10 protein-coding genes are annotated in these 17,172 nt (G+C 68.3%); 1 reads left to right on the forward strand and 9 read right to left on the reverse strand.

Annotation, left to right across the window (positions count from 1 at the left end; translation table 11 throughout):
- Positions 1–26: 26 nt before the first annotated feature.
- The 9 genes from lpdA to J0X27_RS07860 all read right to left on the reverse strand — a co-directional run bounded on the left by lpdA (position 27) and on the right by J0X27_RS07860 (position 12,197).
- Positions 27–1,493 (reverse strand): dihydrolipoyl dehydrogenase, encoded by a 1,467-nt coding sequence (gene lpdA, locus J0X27_RS07820; protein WP_207271802.1) that lies wholly within the window; start codon positions 1,491–1,493, stop codon positions 27–29.
- Positions 1,494–1,626: 133 nt separating this feature from the next.
- A complete protein-coding gene (gene cis12 / locus J0X27_RS07825; RefSeq protein ID WP_207271803.1) occupies positions 1,627–3,831 on the reverse strand; it encodes a CIS12 family contractile injection system protein in 2,205 nt (734 codons plus the stop codon).
- A gap of 3 nt (positions 3,832–3,834) precedes the next feature.
- Positions 3,835–5,799 (reverse strand): putative baseplate assembly protein, encoded by a 1,965-nt coding sequence (locus J0X27_RS07830; RefSeq protein WP_345778247.1) that lies wholly within the window; start codon positions 5,797–5,799, stop codon positions 3,835–3,837.
- A gap of 75 nt (positions 5,800–5,874) precedes the next feature.
- Positions 5,875–9,063, reverse strand: a complete 3,189-nt coding sequence (locus J0X27_RS07835; RefSeq protein WP_207271804.1) for a putative baseplate assembly protein — start codon at positions 9,061–9,063, stop codon at positions 5,875–5,877.
- Complete coding sequence (locus J0X27_RS07840; protein WP_097381169.1) at positions 9,060–9,458, reverse strand: GPW/gp25 family protein; 399 nt, start codon at positions 9,456–9,458, stop codon at positions 9,060–9,062. Before J0X27_RS07840 ends, J0X27_RS07835 begins: the two co-directional genes overlap by 4 nt.
- A 3-nt stretch (positions 9,459–9,461) precedes the next feature.
- Positions 9,462–9,752 carry a PAAR domain-containing protein gene (locus J0X27_RS07845; RefSeq protein WP_097381168.1) on the reverse strand — a complete coding sequence of 97 codons (291 nt, stop codon included), beginning with the start codon at positions 9,750–9,752 and terminating at the stop codon, positions 9,462–9,464.
- Between the two features lie 11 nt (positions 9,753–9,763).
- On the reverse strand, positions 9,764–10,498 hold the full coding sequence (locus J0X27_RS07850; RefSeq protein WP_207271805.1) for a phage baseplate assembly protein V: 735 nt from the start codon (positions 10,496–10,498) through the stop codon (positions 9,764–9,766).
- The gene (locus J0X27_RS07855; RefSeq protein ID WP_207271806.1) at positions 10,495–11,523 is read right to left on the reverse strand and encodes a phage late control D family protein; all 1,029 of its coding nucleotides are present in this window, start codon (positions 11,521–11,523) and stop codon (positions 10,495–10,497) included. Before J0X27_RS07855 ends, J0X27_RS07850 begins: the two co-directional genes overlap by 4 nt.
- Positions 11,520–12,197: a CIS tube protein gene (locus tag J0X27_RS07860; protein ID WP_207271807.1), complete on the reverse strand. Its 678-nt coding sequence runs from the start codon at positions 12,195–12,197 to the stop codon at positions 11,520–11,522. Before J0X27_RS07860 ends, J0X27_RS07855 begins: the two co-directional genes overlap by 4 nt.
- Positions 12,198–15,168: 2,971 nt before the next feature.
- Here J0X27_RS07860 and J0X27_RS07865 point away from each other — a divergent pair.
- The gene (locus J0X27_RS07865) at positions 15,169–16,182 is read left to right on the forward strand and encodes a hypothetical protein (protein ID WP_207271808.1); all 1,014 of its coding nucleotides are present in this window, start codon (positions 15,169–15,171) and stop codon (positions 16,180–16,182) included.
- Positions 16,183–17,172: the final 990 nt, after the last annotated feature.

Here is a 17,172-nt window from a genome sequence, read left to right on the forward strand (position 1 = left end):
GAGGGCGAGCCTCGCGAACCGGCGTGTTACCGGTTCAGCGTGTGGATCGCGTGTCCGAGCGCGTGTTCCGCGGCCTCCATGACGGCCTCCGAGAGCGTCGGATGCGTGTGGACCGTCGCGGCGACGTCCTCGAGGGTCGCGCCGAGTTCGATCGCGAGGCCGAGTTCGGCGACCAGTTCCGAGGCCTCGGGGCCGACGATCGAGGCACCGAGGACGTAGCCGTCCGCGTCGTCGGCGACGATCTTGACGAAGCCCTCGGAGTCGCCGGTCGTCAGCGCGCGACCGCTGGCACGGAACGGGAACTGGCCGGTGACGGTTTCGAAGCCGGCTTCCTCGGCCTCGGATTCGGTCATCCCGACGGTAGCGATTTCGGGATCGGTGAAGACGGCCGCAGGAATGGCCTGGTGATCGAGGGCCGCGGGTTCGCCGGCGATCACCTCGGCGGCGACGTTCCCCTCCGCGCTGCCCTTGTGGGCGAGCATCGGTTCGCCGGCGACGTCGCCCACGGCGAAGATGTGGTCGACGTTCGTCCGAGCGTGGGAATCCGTGTCGATGAACCCGCGCTCGTCGGTCTCGACGCCGGCCTCCTCGAGGTCGAGCGTGTCCGAGACCGGCTGGCGGCCGACGGCCACGAGCACGTTCTCGGCGTCGAGTTCGAGGCGTTCGTCCGCGAGTTGCTCCGTGCCGCCATCGGCTTCGGCCCGGTCGGCCGGCTCCGCGACGACTCGGATCCCGTCTTCGCCGTCGCGGTCGTTCCAGTCCGACGCGGTGTAGCCGAACTCGAAGTCGATCCCGAGATCTTCCGCCCGCTTTTTGACGGGACGTTTGAGGTCGTCGTCGTACCCCGGAAGGATCGAGTCGAGCATCTCGATGACGGTCACGTCGGTCCCGAGTTTGGCGAAGACGCCAGCGAGTTCCATCCCGATGTAGCCGGCCCCGACGACGACCAGCGAGTCGGGGACCGACTCGAGAGCGAGCGCCTGTTTCGAGTTCAGGACCGGGTCGTCCCCGTATTCGAAGTTCGGAATCTCGATGGGGCGCGAGCCGGTCGCGATAACGGCGTGTTCGAACTCGAGGGTCTCCGAACCCTGGCCCTCGCCGCTGTGGGAGACGCGGACGGTGGTCTCGTCCGCGAAGCGGGCGGTCCCCTCAAGTAGATTGACGCCGTTGGCTTTGCAGAGTTTCTCGACGCCGCTCGTGAGCTGCTCGACGACGCCGTCTTTCCAGTCCATCATCCCGGCGAGATCGATCGCGGGGTCGGCGTGGATCCCCATCGCTTCCGCGCTGGCGGCGTCGTGAGCCACGTCGGTTGCGGTTATCAGCGCCTTCGAGGGGATACAGCCGTGGTTCAGGCAGGTTCCCCCGTAGGCGTCTTTCTCGACGAGCGTGACGTCCAGATCGAGCTGTCCGGCGCGAATCGCGGCCACGTAGCCTGCAGGGCCCGCGCCGATGACCAGTACGTCCGTTCCAGTGGTGACATCTCCGACGACCATTACGTGTCCCAATGGGCTGGAGGCTCCTGTAAATACCCCTTGCCGAGCGCGGCGGGAACCGATCTCAGCCGGAGCCCCCCGGACACGACGGCAGTCGAACCCGCCTCGAAAACGCTCCCCCTGCGTCGCTCGGCTACTCGGACCCCTCTCGAGCGGTCAACACCGTGTCCTCGCCGAGGGTCGTCTCGCCGAGCGAGAACTCGCGGGCGGTCAGCCGGCTGTTGACCCCCAGAAACGTGTCGCTGTCGAGAGTCAACTCGTCGTCGATTTCGACGACGTCCGCGGTCACGTGTGCCGGTTTCCCCGACAGAACGATCCGCTCGACCGTCCGGCGTTCGTCGTCCGTTTCGAACGGACCACAGAACACGACGAACGACTGCGGGCTCGACGCGGGGAGTGGGTACTCGCTGTGAATCGGCTGCCGATCGATACACTCGAGATCGCCGTCGTCGAAGAAGAACAGTCGGTGGCCGGAGGGCGTATCGCCGACGGTCCCGTCGCCCCCATCGGAGGCCGCCGTCGGCGCTGCCGGACCGGCCCCGCCGGGCGAAACACCGTCGTCGCCGTCGTCGGCCGACGCCGACGAACGGGCAGTCGGCTCCGAACCCGCATAGCGGAGATAGAGCACGAGCATCGCCCGGAGCCCCGCCTTCGTGCCGCGTTGTCTGTACAGCTCCGGTGCCCGAGCGAGCAGTTCCCGCCGTGCGTCCTCCGGCCAGTCGCCGTCGGGCTCGACGGCCAGCCACTGCTCGAGCCACGACAGGGCGTCGCTGGGAACCGCCTCCGGGTCGAAATACCGCCCCATGTCCTCGATCGCCGTCTCGATATCGACGAAGGTGGACTCGAACACCGACAGGTACTGCTCCAGGAACGCGGCCGAACGGTCGTCCTCCTGGTAGAGTTCCGGGAGATATCGGAGGTACGTCTGACGGGGACAGAAGGCGGTGATCGAATCGACCCGTGGTGACGACCGCGGACTCCCGTCGAGTTCGAGCGCAACGAACAGGTACCGACCGACGGCCTCGGACAGCAAGACGTCGTCCGGGTTCAGCGAGTCGACGGTCGTCCAGTCGGCCTCGGCGTGGGCCGCGAGCGCGTCGATCGCCCCGGCCCGCCACGCCCGAACGTCCCCACGGGAACGGTCTGGACACCCCGAGACGAGGCGGTCGACGTCGGCACTGGCGAGCTCCCACGCCGACGTCACACCCAGCTCGCGGACGCTGTCGACGGCGTCGGCCGGCATCGCCTCGAGGTCCTCGATTCCGACCTCGCGAGGCATCGGTCGGTTCGTCGCGAGGTAGCGAACGCGGACCTGCGTACTCGCGGTCAGCTGGGAGAGCTGGATCGCCAGGCGGTGCCACTCGGTATCGTCCGTCCCGGAGTCGTATCGATGGAACGCCTCGCCGACGTGGCGCTCCCGTCTGGGATGTCGCGCGTGGCGTCGTCGTTCCCGAAGGAGCGTCCCCCGACCGTTCGAACCACAGGCCGCGTAGAACTCCCGTCGATCGTCGGGTGCGGTGGGTCGTGCGACGAGCGTCCGGCACGGCCGGTTGAACCGATACCGCTCGCGAAACGCGTCCGACGAGGGGTCTCGTTCGAACAGGGCCGGCCCCCCGTTCTCGAGTCGGCCGGCGACGAAGAGCGTTCCACCGACCACCGAGAGCGCGGTCGGGGAGAACGCGCCGGCCCCGGCGACGAACTCGCCGCTCGCGATCGGAAACCCGCCGTCGGTGTGATCGTCCCCGTCGCCGAACGACCGAATAACCGGGTCGCCATCGTTGCGATCGAGGACGTACCCGCGGCCGTCGGCGTCGACGGCGAGGTCGGTCGGCTCGACGAGCCACCAGTCGATCGCCAGGTCGATTTCGGCGTCCCGCCCGACGGTCCGTACCCGACCGACATCGTCGAGCAGATAGAGCAGTCCTCCCGCGTGGGCGACGCGGATCGGATCGGTCGCGTCGGTCTCGATGGTCCCGATCGTCCGCTGGAGCCGGGGTGAGACGACGGTGATGGAGCCGTCGTCACGGTCGACGACGAAGACGCGATCGTCGTCGACACAGAGCGCGCTGGGGTCGGCGACGTCGCCGTCGGAGCGAGTCCACAGGCGCTGGGTGAGATCCGCCGTCGGGTCGTGTCGATACAGTGCGCCCGACGAACGAAGCGTATACAGGTCGCCACTCGGGTCCATCGCCACGTCGACCACGCCGTCCTCGATCGTCGTCCGTTCGATCGCGGCCGTCGTCGCCAGTCCGAGACCCTCATCGCGAACGTCGACGTTCCGGCCGACCCACTCTTTCCAATCCGCGGTACTCGTCGTCGTCGCGTACGAAAAGTCCATTCGTTATCCACCTCCATCGCTCGAGCCGGTTCGGATCGAGAGGTTCGTCGTGACGTCTTCGACGGCGAACAACGAGGTGTCGTCGATACGGACGCTCCCGTCGTCGACCGTCGCACCGCCGTGTGCGGTGATCGTCACCTCGCTCACCCGATCGATCGCGTCGAGGTCCGCGATCCGATCGACCAGTTCCGAGCGGTGTAACGTGTGGCCGAACGGCCATCCGTCCCCCCCATCGCCCATCAGGGGATGGACGAACTCCTCGATCGCCGTCCGAACGGCGACGTCGTGGCCGCCACCGGCGTATCGGGCTCTCGCGCGCCCGGCGACCGAAATCTCGAGGCCGACGTACCGTGGCCCGATCACGTCCACCCGATCGCTCAGGAGCTTTCGCTCCCCGACGTGCCGACGGACGGCACGCAGGAATCCCTCGCTCGGTTCCGGCGTCCCCACGTCCGGCGGTGCGAAGGGAACGACGACGACGGTGATCTCGCCGTCCTCGACGAGCACGTTCGTCCGACCGATCCTGAGTCCCGGCGTGTGCGCGGCGACATAGCGGTAGTCGTCGGCGGTGATGGCCCGATAGGGGAGCCGCCGGTCGCGCCGGACGCGGTCGAGCGCGTCCGCGATCGTCTCCCCGTCGGCACCGCCGGTCGCTCCATCGACCGGGTCCACTTCGATATCGGCGGCGTCGACCGGCCCCTCGAGCGAGCGGTCGGGATCGGAGAGATGCCAGACCGTCGTGGCCGGAACGTTCCCGTCCGCACCGCCGCCGGCGACGTAGTCGGCACGGACAGTGCCAGCGGCGGGCGGAACGCGTCCCGCCGCGCCGTCGCCGAACGTCACGGTCCCCGCCTCCCGATCGAGGACGAAGTGGGGATCGTCGGGGCCGGACGCGTCGAAATCGGGCACCTCCTGCCACCGCTGCCCGTCGACGAACACCGTCGCCGAGAGCACCGGCGACCGCTCGAAGGCGTAGGTCTGCCCGTCGAGCGCCGGTGCCTCCTCGAGGTGGCCGACCTGCGTCAGTTCCTCGTCGGTCACCGACTCCCGGTGGCTAACCGAGACGACGTTCGATTCGATCGCGTCGAACTGCGGCGGAATCTCGTGTCCGGCCGTCTCGAGACGACAGCGAAGCCACGTTCGCCCTGACGAACCGACATCGGTCGGCGGTTCGGGACCCGCTGCGTTGCTCGCGGTCGCTGGCCCGGCGTCAGGACGGGCCAGCGTGATCGGCCCGCCCCGATAGAACGCGTTCGTGCCGTCGGCCGCGACGGCGAGTCGTCGCCACGAACCGTCGTCTTCGTCGCGGTACTCCCAGACCGGCTCGACGGAGGGTTCGAACGACGACTCGATCGAGCCGTGCGTCGCCGGCTCCGGGAGGTCGTCGTCGTGGTAGCTGACGGTCAGGGTGAGCGTGCGAGCGCGGGCGAACGGGTCGGCGTCGAAGCCGAGATAGAACGCGTCGCCGTCGGCAGCGTCGTCGCCAAACGCACGGTAGAACATCCCGCCGGTCCGGTTCGCGTGGGTGTTGTCGGTCCGGCCCGAGCCGGTGACCGTGAGGACGCGCTCGAGCGTCGCCGCCGTCAGGGTGAGCGCGTGGTCGGTCTCGAACCGATAGCTCGTGTCGGCATCGTCGGCGTCGGCGACCGAGACGCGCGTCCCGGCCGGAATGCGTGCCCAGCCCGCGTCGTCGGGCAGCCCCAATCGCAACCGCGTCGACGCCGGCGTCGGCGGTCGTCGGCGCTCACCCATCAACGCGAGATACTTTTCGCGGTGGTCGTCGGTCACCCGATCGAGCTGGTAGACGTACGTCTCCGTCAGCCAGGCCAGCATCTCGAGGATCGTCACACCGGGATCGTGCGGGTTGAGGTCGGTCCACTCCTCGGCGTAGGCCGGGATCAGTTTGGTGGCCTCGCTCAGGATCTCCTCGTAGGATCTGTCGTCGAGTTCCGGAACGTCAATACCCACGGCGATCGCCCCCCTCGAGTCGCCGATCGCGACCGCGGTTCGGTTTCCGGGCCGGTTCTCGTCGGGCGGCGTCGATCACGACGAGTCGTCACCCCCCATCGTAACGGTCACTTCGTGGACACCGCTGCAGACGAGCACGTCCGGCGGAAGCGTCGTCGGCGCGTCGCGGCCGGCCAGCGAGGTCTGTTCGCCGGCGACGTCGATCGTCGCACCGAGTTCGACCACGTCGGCGACGGCGTCGGTTCCGTCGACGATATCGTAGAGCGCGTCCGTCGACGGCGTCTGGCCGAACGACCACCCCTCGCCCCCGTTCCCGTCGAGCGGGTGGAGGTAATCGTCGATGCGTTCCTCGATGGCCCCCTTGAGCAGCGAGACGCTCGTACTGTCGGCCGTGTACACGGTGACGGAAACCGATACCGCCGCGTACTGCGGGCCGCGAACGACGATCCGGGACCCCTCGGATTCGACCAGCGAGACGGGCGCGCGTTCGCGCAACGCGTCGCGGACGCGGTGTTTGAGTTCCATCGACGGGACGGGTTTCTCCCGCCGGGCGTGGGGAACGATCAGGAGCGTGACGCCGCCAGCGTCCCCGTCACCACCCCCGTCGGGGGTACAGTTGACTTTCGACAGTTCTCGGAACTCCGCGGTGGCGACCCGCTCGTAGTCCGACGGAGTGACCGCACGGCCCCGGTGTTTGAGCTGCCCCGTGGTGCGTGCCACGAGGGCGTCCATGGACTCGGCGTCGGCACCGCCGTCGGCCGGTTTCGGATTCGAGACGTCCTCGACGAGTGAAATCGAACTCTTCAGGTCCGTGATCGTGTCGGCTGCAACGTTGCCGTCGCGGCCGCCCCCGGTCGTGTACGTCACCATGATATTTCCCTGCCCGGACGGCGGGATCCGCCCGCGGTTTCCGTCGCCGAAGCTGACGGTGCCGTCGAGCCTGTCGACGACGTAGTGGCGATCCGACGGCTCCGACTCCAGAAAGTCAGCGACCTGCTGCCAGCGGACCCAACACTCCGTCACGTCGCCACCCGCGTCGGTGACGCGCCGAACGTCGTCGGGGCGTTCGGTCAGAAGCTCGCGCCGTTGGCCGGTCGACAGCGTCGCGGACTCCTCGACCCACAGGTCGAGATCGATGACCGGCGCGTGCGCACAGTCGAAGGATTGGTCGTGCGAGCCGTCGCTCGAGCCCAGGACTTCGTCTTCGATCGTCCGGGTGTTGTAGGCCCACTGCGTGTTGGGATACAGCCCCTCGAGCGTCGGCGGGGCCGTCGTCCGTTCGCGTTGCCGGTCGACGTCCGCACTCGACCGTCCCGACCCCGAGCGGCGGTCGAACTCGTCTTGGGTGACGCGGGCCCGGATCCAGTGACACTGCCGCCCGAAGCGGTCGAACGCGGTCGTCGGCTCGGGGAGGGTGAGCCTGACGATCCCCCGTTCGGTCAATCCGCCGGTCCGATCCTGAACGGTGAGTTTCGACCACTCGTCGGCCGCCGGATCCTCGCAGTACTCCCAGCGCATGCCGGGATCGAACGAGCGGGGGTAGGTGACGTCCTCGATCGGAACGAAGAACGTGAGCGGACCATCGCGAAGCGGCTCGTCGAAGCCGAGATACAGCGTCTGGGTCTCGTCCGAAAGCTCCTCGAAGGGGGTCAACGCCCCCTCCCGTTTGGCGAGGTCGTCGCTGATGGAGCCGTTGTTCTTCGTCCGGATCCGCTCGAACGGTTGCCGCCCGCGGTCGTACTGGATCGAGACGTCGCCGAACCGCGGCGGGTCCGGCGAGTCGACGAGCGATCCCCGCGTTCCGGCGTCGGTGACGCCGAACGACGGCTGGCCGTAGTTCCCGCTGACCAGCCGGACGCGGATCCAGACGTTTTCGTGACCGGACACCGACGTCGGTTCGATGTCCTCGGGGACGGTAAAGCGAACGTGGCCGGCGCTTCGCAACGCGTTCGTCTCGTCCTCGAGGACGGTCAGCCGGCTCCAGCCGCTGCCGGTCCAGTACTCCCAGGAAAGCGTCGGCGGACCGTCGAGCACCCCGACGCCAGCGGCCGGTGACGCGTCCGTCTCGTCGTCCCCTGCGCCGATATCGACCCCGTCGATGGCGTCGGCGTCGGTCACGTCCTCGAGATCGTCACCGTCCGGATCCGCATCGGGCCCGGCAGGCGGATCGAACCGTACCTCGACGACGCCACCTCGCTTCGTAAAGGCCTCCTCGGAGGCGACGTAGAACGTCGACGGCGGCTGTGGCAGCCTTCCCAGCGGCCGGATATCTCCCTCGTCCGTCGAGAGCGGCACGTCGTTCGACAGCAGGGAATCGGGCGTGAGTCCGCCATCACGCGTGTCCCGACCGACGCTGGCCGAGATCGATCGCAGCCGCAGGGAGAACGCCGCGGGATCGGGATCGTCGTCGGCGATCCGACATCGCAGCCAGCGGCTTTCGACGCCGTCGACGGCGTGTTGGACGGTCTTTCCGGGGAGTCGAAACTCCCGCTCGATCCGGCCGTCGTCGGTCGAGCGCCCGGACGAACCCGACTGAAGCCGCTCCTGAAGCGCATCGAGCCCTGGGTCGTCGTCGGCCGACTCGTCGTCGGTCCGCTCCTCGAGTGGATACCATCCCTCCGTGTCGTCGTCCTCGCCGTAGTACTCCCAGACGAGGTCGGTCTCCGGGAGCGGGCTATCGGGCGTCGTCTCGGCCGTGATCGTGATCGGCGATCCGGCCTCGAGATTGAGGAGATCGTCGTGGGCCAGATAGAGGACGTGCTCCTGGACGTTCTCGCCGGTCAACAGTTCGACCGGTTCGGCCGCGGTTCGGACGGGACCGTGATCGACGATTCGATCGTCGGCGGGATCGACCGCGATCGCGTCCGTCAGCGACGCGCCGGTCGCCTCGAAGCCCTCGTCCTGTGGAATCTCGAAGATCCGTGTGGCTCCGTCGCCCGGTTCCGCCACCGCCTGCGTCCCGCCGGGGATCGCGACGTTGCGATCGATATCGGTCGACACCTCGAACGTCAGCGGGAGCCGTGCGGCCTGTGGCGGTCGCCTGTCGAACCCGAGGGCGTCGAGGAACGCGATCCGGTGTTTCGCGGGCACGTCGTTTAGCCGTCGGATGACGTCCGCACCGAGTTGTGAAAAGATCCGCAGGAGAACGGTGGCGTTGTCGTCAGTCCCCGGATCCCACGAGTCGGTATACTGATCCGCGAGTCGCTGTAACTCCGCGTAAAGCGCCTCCTGATCCCTGTCGTCGACGATCGGCTGCCCGCTCATCCATCACCCTCCGTAATGTAGAACGGGTACACCATGTTCGAGAGGCTGTTGGTCGTCCGAACCTGGTACTCGATTTCGATGAGGACCTTGTTCGGGTTCTCGTCGTCCGTTCTGGCGGTGACGTCCTCGACGTCGATTCTGGGCTCCCACTGGACGAGCGCCTCACGAACGCTACTCTCGAGTAAGTTCAGCGTCGCCGGCGTCGCCGCCGAAAACACGTGGTCGTGGATCTCGCAGCCGAACTCCGGGCGCATGACTCGTTCGCCCTTTGCAGTCCCGAGAATGAGCCGGATCGACTCCCGAATGTCGTCCTCGGCGTCGGCCGTTCGAACCGATCCTCGAGCATCCGTCTCGACGGGGAACGCCCATCCCGTTCCGAGGAACTCGTCGGACATGGGTTAGCCGATCATCACCGTCGGACACCCGCTGACGATCGTGTTCGGCGGGCCGCTCTCGACGATCGTATCGCCCAGCCTCGCAGCGGGCATCTTGTTGATCAACACGCTCGTACTCCCCTTGGTGACGACGCCGCCGACGTGAGGGACCGGGCCGGTGGTGAGCGGACACGTATGCACGTCCGCGAGCGCTCGCCACGCGGGTCGCTTCCCGATCAGGACGTTCGGACTCGAGGTCCCGGTCAGCGGCGTCCCGTGTGCCGTCTGGTCGCCGAGTCTCGCTGCAGGTTGCATCTCTCTGTACCTTAATTCAAGGTGATTAAACTGCCTTTAACTTTTACCATTCCCGTCCCGTCGACGGTGACCATCGATCCGGACAGCGAGAGTTTCGCCTTGCTGTCGACGGTGACCGGCCCCTTGCCCTCGAGCGTGACTCCCTTCTTGCCGGCGATCTTCACCGAGTTACCATCGAGGGAGATCGTCGACGCCGAGAGTTCGATCTCGGACTTCGCGTCGATCGCGACCGTCCCGCCGGCGGAATCGAGCGTGATGCTGTTGTCGTTCGCGTCGTCGCGGATCCTGATCGTCTCCGAACTCCCCGAGTCGTCGATCACGATCTCGTTGCCACCGGTCGTCCGAATCGTAATGCTGCCGTCGTCGGCGTCGTCGAACGCGATCACGTGATCGCTCCGGGATCGAACCTCTCGAACGTCGTTGTTCCCGTTGCCGTTCTGCCGCGGCGGTTTCTGTTTCCCGTTCCACAGCGAGCCGATGACGAACGGCTTGTGAATGTCGCCGTTCTCGAACGCGACCAGCACTTCGTCGTCGATCTCCGGCAGGAAGTACGTACCATACTCCGCCCCCGCCATCTCGGTCGCGATCCGAGCCCAGTGGCTCTCGTCGTCGGCATCCCGCCACGGGAACCGGAGTTTTACACGCCCGAGATCCTTCGGATCCTCGTTATCGGTGACGATACCGACGGCGACGCCATCGATACCGCCGTCGTCCGCACCGTCGTCGATGAAGCCGGCGGGGTTCACGTCGACACCTCCGTTACCTCGAAGGAGGTTCGGTAGCCGGCACTCCCCATCCGGTGGGTCGCTTCGGTCACGTAGTAGTCCCCCGAGAAACGACCGCCGAGTTCCTCGAGTGTAACGACGCTCCCGGCCCTGATGGCCGGCGTTCCGTCGGCTTCACCGTGACCGGTGACGACGCCGTCGGAGAATCGGTTCAGCTTCGTTTCGGCGACCCGTTCCGCTTCGTCCCGTGACATGGCTTGTACTCTGAAAACCTCCTTGTGTTTCGCGGTCGTGCTGCCGGCAGTGGCGACGATCTCGGATTTGTTCTGTTCGTCCCAGCTTCGGACTTCCATCTGGTCGACCTGCTCTCGGCGCGTGATCTCCGCGTAGAAGTCGTGAAGCGCCTCGCCGTACCATAGTTCGGCGACCGGCCCCTCACCGTCACCTTTCGCGGAGCGCGGTCGAAACCGGACGATGTCCCGTTCGGCGTAGAACTCGAACCCGTAGGTCTCGGCCACCCCCTGAACGAACCGGTAGTCGCTTTGGTTGTCCTGGATCAGTTTCTCGCGTTTGATCGACGCATCGGAGACGTCGACGGTCGAAAACGGGTACGACGACAGCACGTCTTCGACCGCGGTCCCGACCGTCGTCTCCGACCACGAGTCCGACCGGGTCCCCTGCATGAGCTCCCAGAGCAGTCCGTAGCCGGAGACGGTGACCGACGGCCCCCGATCGGTCGTGAACTCGGCGTTGATCGATCGGATCGACCCCGTCAAAAGCGGCGTCAGCGTCCCGTCGCCGCCGTACCCCATCGCGATCTCGACGTCCGTCCCGACCGCGAAATCGTCCCAGGTCAACCCGCTGAACTCGCCGAGTTCCTCGTCGAAGGGGAAGTTCAGCGTGAACGAGAACCGGTCCGCACCGTCGAGGGTGGTCTCGACGACGAGATCCGCGATCCGGCCGCCGGGCTCCTGGAACTTCGCGTCGCCGACGTCGACCTTGAACCGCGGCGAGTACCGCGGCTGGATGTTCGTTCCGGTGCTCATGACTGCAGTGGCGGCAACTCGAGTTTGTCGCCCGCGTCGATCGCGCGGGGGTCTTCGACGTCGTTGTGGTCCGCGATGGTCCGCCAGTGTGCGGAATCGCCGTACTCCTCGGCGGCGATCAGCCAGAGGGTATCGCCGTCGGTGACCGTCCAGACTTTCGTCTTGTCCGTCGACTCGGGGGAGACCTCCGACTTGTGGTAGTCGGCCGTCTTGTACTCCTTGAACACGACGTTCACCCGGGCACGGACGGGAATGCCACTCGGCAGGAACTTCGTGAACTGCTTGTTCGCCCGCTGGAGCAACGCGGTAAAGTCGATCCCGTCGCCCCAGACGAACCGACACACCGGCGGCGCGTGTAGCTCTCCGTCGACGGAGAGGAGCGTATCGATGTGTTTGGTGTATCGTTCGCGGACGTCGACTTTCGACGGATCGGGCGACCCCTTCGAGTCGAGTTGGTCGGAGGTGTCGAAAAACAGCTCCATCGACAGCGTCTCCGCGTTCCCGTCGACGAACTGCATGATCGACGCCCCCGAGCCGGTGGCTTTCAGTTCGCCGTAGTTGACGCTTTTCTCGAGCGTGTAGGCGTTCGGGTTGAACTTGCACTCGATGGTGTCGCCCTTCTGTTTCCCGTTCAAAATCATGATCTGGGCTTTCTCGAGTTTGCCGCCGCTCATCTACAGTCCCCTCCGTTCGCGTTCGATCCGGATCTTCCGCTCGAGTTTGCGATAGAGTTCCTGGACGGCCCGGTCGACGTCGGCGTCGAAGCGCGGGTCCGTCCGCGAGGAAACGTCGACGCCATCGAAGCGGTTCCCCCGGTGAGAGTCCGACTCTGGGGCGTGTCGGGTGGAGCGGCCCGACGGTCGACCGGACGGTCCGCCCGACGACGGCTGTGGATTTCTCGGCTGCGGACGCCCCGCATCGCGACCGGCCGACGGCCCGTGCTGTGGCGGTCTCGTCTCCGGCCCGATGCCCGACCCCGAGCCGGCCTGCAGACGGTCGTCGCTCTCGGCCACCCGGTCGGCTGGTGGGCGGCGTTGCTCTCGAGACGTGCCCGCCGAGTCGGTCGTCGGGCCCGGCGACGTTGCGTTCGATCGATTCGGTCCGCCCTGATCGACGGTCGGAGCGACCGTCGACGTCGTCCGGTACGTCAACGATGGACGCCCCGACGCGGTACTCGTTTGCATCCCGTTCACACCCGTGTTGGATTCTGTTGATTCAATAGTATTAGTTGTTGGTTTATGCTGCTGACTCACGGTCGATATCGGCGACTGCTGCCGGGACGACTCCCCCGGCGTCTCCGGTGTCGGTTCCGGCTGGTCCGCTCGCGTCGGGACCGCGAGCGAGGGCCCAGCCGTCCGATCCCGACCGCGCTCGGTTGGGGCCGCCGATCGAGTCACTGGGGGATCCGCCGGTGACTGCCCTCGCGAACGGAGACGGGACTGGAGCCGTTGCCCGCCGCTAACGGCCGCGTTTGCGCTCGAGGACCGGAGCGAAGGCGTTACGATCGAATCCGCCCCATCGGAGCCGACGGGGCCGTCACCGTCGTCGAGCGCATCCACGGTCGCCGCGATACGGCCTCGACGCGAGCCGACGGGATCGATCGACGGCTGCCCACCAGTCGCCGACCGCCCGTCGACCCGCTCCGTCGACGATCCCGACCGAACGGCGATCGTCGGCGGTTGGATTGGGCGCTGATCCGAACGAACGCCGGTCCGTTCGAAGGACGGGGCGGTATCGGCCCGCCGATCGATCCCCGCCGCCGATCGGGGCTCGGTCGCAGCAGGGCCCGCGGAGCGAGCCACGCTCGAGCGGTCCGTCCATCGCGGCCGATTCGTCGTCGCCCCCAGCGATCCGACCGTCCCGGTCGCGTCCGGGTTCCCCGTCGCGGTCGTGTCGGATCCGGCCATCGTCGCCTCCGATCCGACGGGTGTAGGTGGGGCCGGACCTCGAGCGGATTCGACCCTCGACGACCCGAACGGGGTACTAGTACCGTTCCAGCCGTCGACCGAAGGGTCGGATCCGGCGGCGTAATCCGAGTCGGCCCGATAGTGCAGGCGTGGACTGCCACTAGCGCTTCCCTGACTCGTCGAGAGACGGTGGATCGTGATCGACTCCGACGTGGGACGCGAATTGGCGGCCATCGATCGAGCGGCTCGATTCCGCCGGCGATCCCCGGCGGACCGGCCCGGTCGCTGCCGGTCCGTCGTACTCGCAGCCCCCACGGAGCCACTGAGACCGTTCCGCCGTGATCCTCGGCGAGCGGGGCCGATCGGCGGCGTCTCGTCTCGCGCCGGAATCGACTCCGACCCGATCGAGTCAGTCACCGCCGACGACCGATACTGGCGAGCCGTCCGGCGGGACCCGTCCGCTCCGGCTCCGGAGGCGGCCGATCCCGAGCGAGCCGTCCGGCGGCGAGCGGCCGTGGCTCGGGCCAGCGATTCGGCGGCAGTCGACGACACCACCGGCGGTGCCATCGCGTTCGGCGTCGCCCGGCCGGCCTCGTCGCGACCGGTCGGAAGGCCACCGCGGTCGGCTCGCGGTCTCGAGGGAGGCGACGCGACCGAACTCGACCCCGAAGGCCGATCAGCTATCGGTCGTGATACCATCGAGGCCGAATTCGAATCGCCCGTCGAGGGAGCCCCCGGTTCGGATCGCAGTGACCGGTCGTCGTGTGTCGGCGGGCGGGTCGTCCCCGGTCGCTCCCGTTCCATCCACGACGGACGGTCTCTCCGGGTCGTCGCGTCGGTCGGACGGGAGCGCGATCGGCGGGGCTCGGAACGTCGCTCCCGACGCCGCCGCTCCCCGCTCGCTTCGCGCCCGCGACTCGAGGCTGGAAATTCCGAGGACCGTCGGATCGGTTTCGATCCGGTCGCCGTGGTCGCCAGGGTCGACCGGTCGGGCGACGAACGTTCGGTCACCGTCCTGCGCACCGACAGTCGGGTGGCCGACTCGAGCGCGTTCGGTCCGGATCGATCGCGGCGTGGTGCCCCCTGGCCGACGCCGCGTCGCGTTGCGGGCTCGAGGTCCCCGAGTCGACGAGAACGTGACGGGGCGTCGGCCTCGATCGCCGACGGGGAGCCGCGACCGAGCGCCGAGACCGGGTGAGCGGTCGTGGATCCGCGACGACTCCCCACCGACGGGGGTGTGGTAACGGTGGGAGCCGGCGATCCGCCCGCCGCGGTCGTCCGGCGACGATCAAAAGCGCGGACGCCGGTCGGACCGTCGGCCGATCCTAGTCGAGACGCGACGTCGGGCGCGTCCGCACGTGCGTCGAGTCCATCCGGGGTCACGCTGTCGCGCCGCGACGATCGGGTCGATCTCACGTCCCCTCCGGAACGCGCTCCGGTCTCGAGACCTCGTCGCGAGCGCCGGCTCCGTCCCAAGCGTCGGTCCGTCGGTCGCGACGGCCACAGCGCCGGCTGCGGCCGGGTTTCCGGTCGGGCGGAGGAGACGTTCGTTCCGACGGGGTTCCTCTCCGCGCCGACAGTTCCCGATAGCCGTCGATTCGCGTCGGCGGCCGGCGGCTCGCCCGCCGACTGGGAGTCGACGGCGGCGGCCAGCGACCGAATTCGGGTCGAGCGAGCCGATTCGACCGTGTGTCGCTCCGGCGTGCTGTTCGGTTCCGGTCGGCCCACGGACCGTCCAGTGGGACCGCCGCTCTCGGGTCGAGAGCGCGGCCGGAACGGTGGGCCATCGGACCGCGTCGGCGATAGCCCACGCGAGCGAACCGACCGGCCGGACGGCGTCGGGTCTCCTCCGTTCGACGGCGCGACCGTCGCCGCAGACGACCGACGCCGAACGACGAACGCCGGCTCACGACCGTCCGAGCGCCCGTGGCTGCCGGACTGTCTCGACTGTCCGTCGCCGAACGGGACGGTGCTGGAACCGCCCTCACCGCCACGATGGCCGCGAGAGCGTCCGTGGTCAGTCGACCGGCTGCTCGAGAACGAACGGATAGCCGACCCCGCCGGCTCGACCGACCCGGACGGCGTCACGCCGGTCCCGACTGCAGCCGACTCGTCGCCGACCGCGCGGGGAGGTGACTCGAACGGCGACGGCGTTCCGGATGGGGGCCGTTCGACCGTCGCACCGCGCTGTGAACGAGGGCCTCGAGTGCCAGCGATGGGGCCCGAATCGGAGCCGTCCCGACGGCCGATCGTCGGCGGCCGATCGCCGGGCTCGTCTGCGTCACCAGCAGGCGTCGGCAGTCGCAGCGACGCTGTCGGCTGCGAGGGGGTCGTCTGGGGACCCCTCCGCTGTGAGAGGGGCGACGGTGACACCGTCACGGGGGGGATCGACAGCAACGAGTGGGACGGCGGCTGGTCGCCGGCCACCGCTCCGTCCCGGTCCGACGCGTGGGACACTCGAGGTGCGATCGACGAGGAGTCGCTCCGCGAGGCCGCTGGCGGCCCCTCGATTGCGGGCGAGGCGGTCGGTGCCAGCACCGATCGTCGCGGAACCCGATCGGTGACCGTGGTGAGCGGCAGTCGTCGGCGGCGGCCGATCGACTCGACCAGGGGCGATCGGATCGGGCTGGATCGACCGGACGCACGATCGAAGCCGGTGCTCCCGTCGGTGTGGTCGTCGATTTCGTCGCCGTCTCCGAGTTCGACTGAGCGGTGCCGCGGTGTCGGCACGTGCGGGCGGTCGTCGATGTGAGCGGCGGACGGGTCGGTCTCTCGACCGCCGTAGCCGGTTCGGCGCGACCGATCCGTCCGCTCGCGCCCGGCGCGAGCGGCGACCACGTCCCGCGTGGGAGCGGCCGTCTGCCCGTTCATCCCGTCGACTCGCCGAGCGTTTGCATACTGCATCGTCGTGCCGTCGTGTGAGTCGACGGCCGCGTGTCGCGTCCGTCCGCCCTCGTGGGTGTGGGCCATTCCCCGTGAAGTCGATGTCCGCGTGTGCCGATCGATCGGGTCCGGTTCTCGGCCCCTGACCCCGATCGGCCGGACGGCGGGATCGCTCGGAGTCGCTCGTCGGTCGACGTCGCCGCCCGAAGTCGCCACGCTCGAGTGTGCCCCCGCGTTCGTGGTTGTGTCCCCGGTTCGCCGGGACGACGAGATGGCGGAGGAGCCGTCGTCGTGACCGGTCCCGACACCGGTCTCCGTGGGACCCCCGTTGCGATTCGCCTGCACACCGCGAGTGGACGAGACGCGTGCCATCTGCCGGGTTCGAGGATCGCTCGGCGATGCGAACCGACCGTCCGAACCGGGGTGCTCGACCGGCTGCCCCGACGGTTGTGCCACGGTCTCCGATGATTCGGATTCCGGCCCCCAAGTCCCCGCGGTGGGTGACCCACTCCGGGTGACGAGCGTCGGCAGGGGTCGCCCTCGAGTGCGGGGCCGATTCGGTCGGGACGCCACCGAGCCGGCCGACGTGGTCCGATCGACCGACCGTTCCGAGACGAGCAGCGACGGCGTCTCGCGTTCGAGCGGATCGTCGACGCCGGAGGGCGACACACTCGAAGCCCCCGACTCGAGCGCCGACGCGCGATCCGTGACGGCACCGGTCGTCACCGCACCAATCGGGGCCGCGCTGGCGCGTCGCTGGAGACGGCCCAGCCGGCCCGTACTGCTCGATCCGGATCGCTCGGGTGATCGCCGTGCGGGCGTCCGCCAGGCCCGCCCCGTCCCGACGGCTGCTCGATCG

Source organism: Natrinema longum (assembly GCF_017352095.1).
GTDB lineage: Archaea > Halobacteriota > Halobacteria > Halobacteriales > Natrialbaceae > Natrinema > Natrinema longum.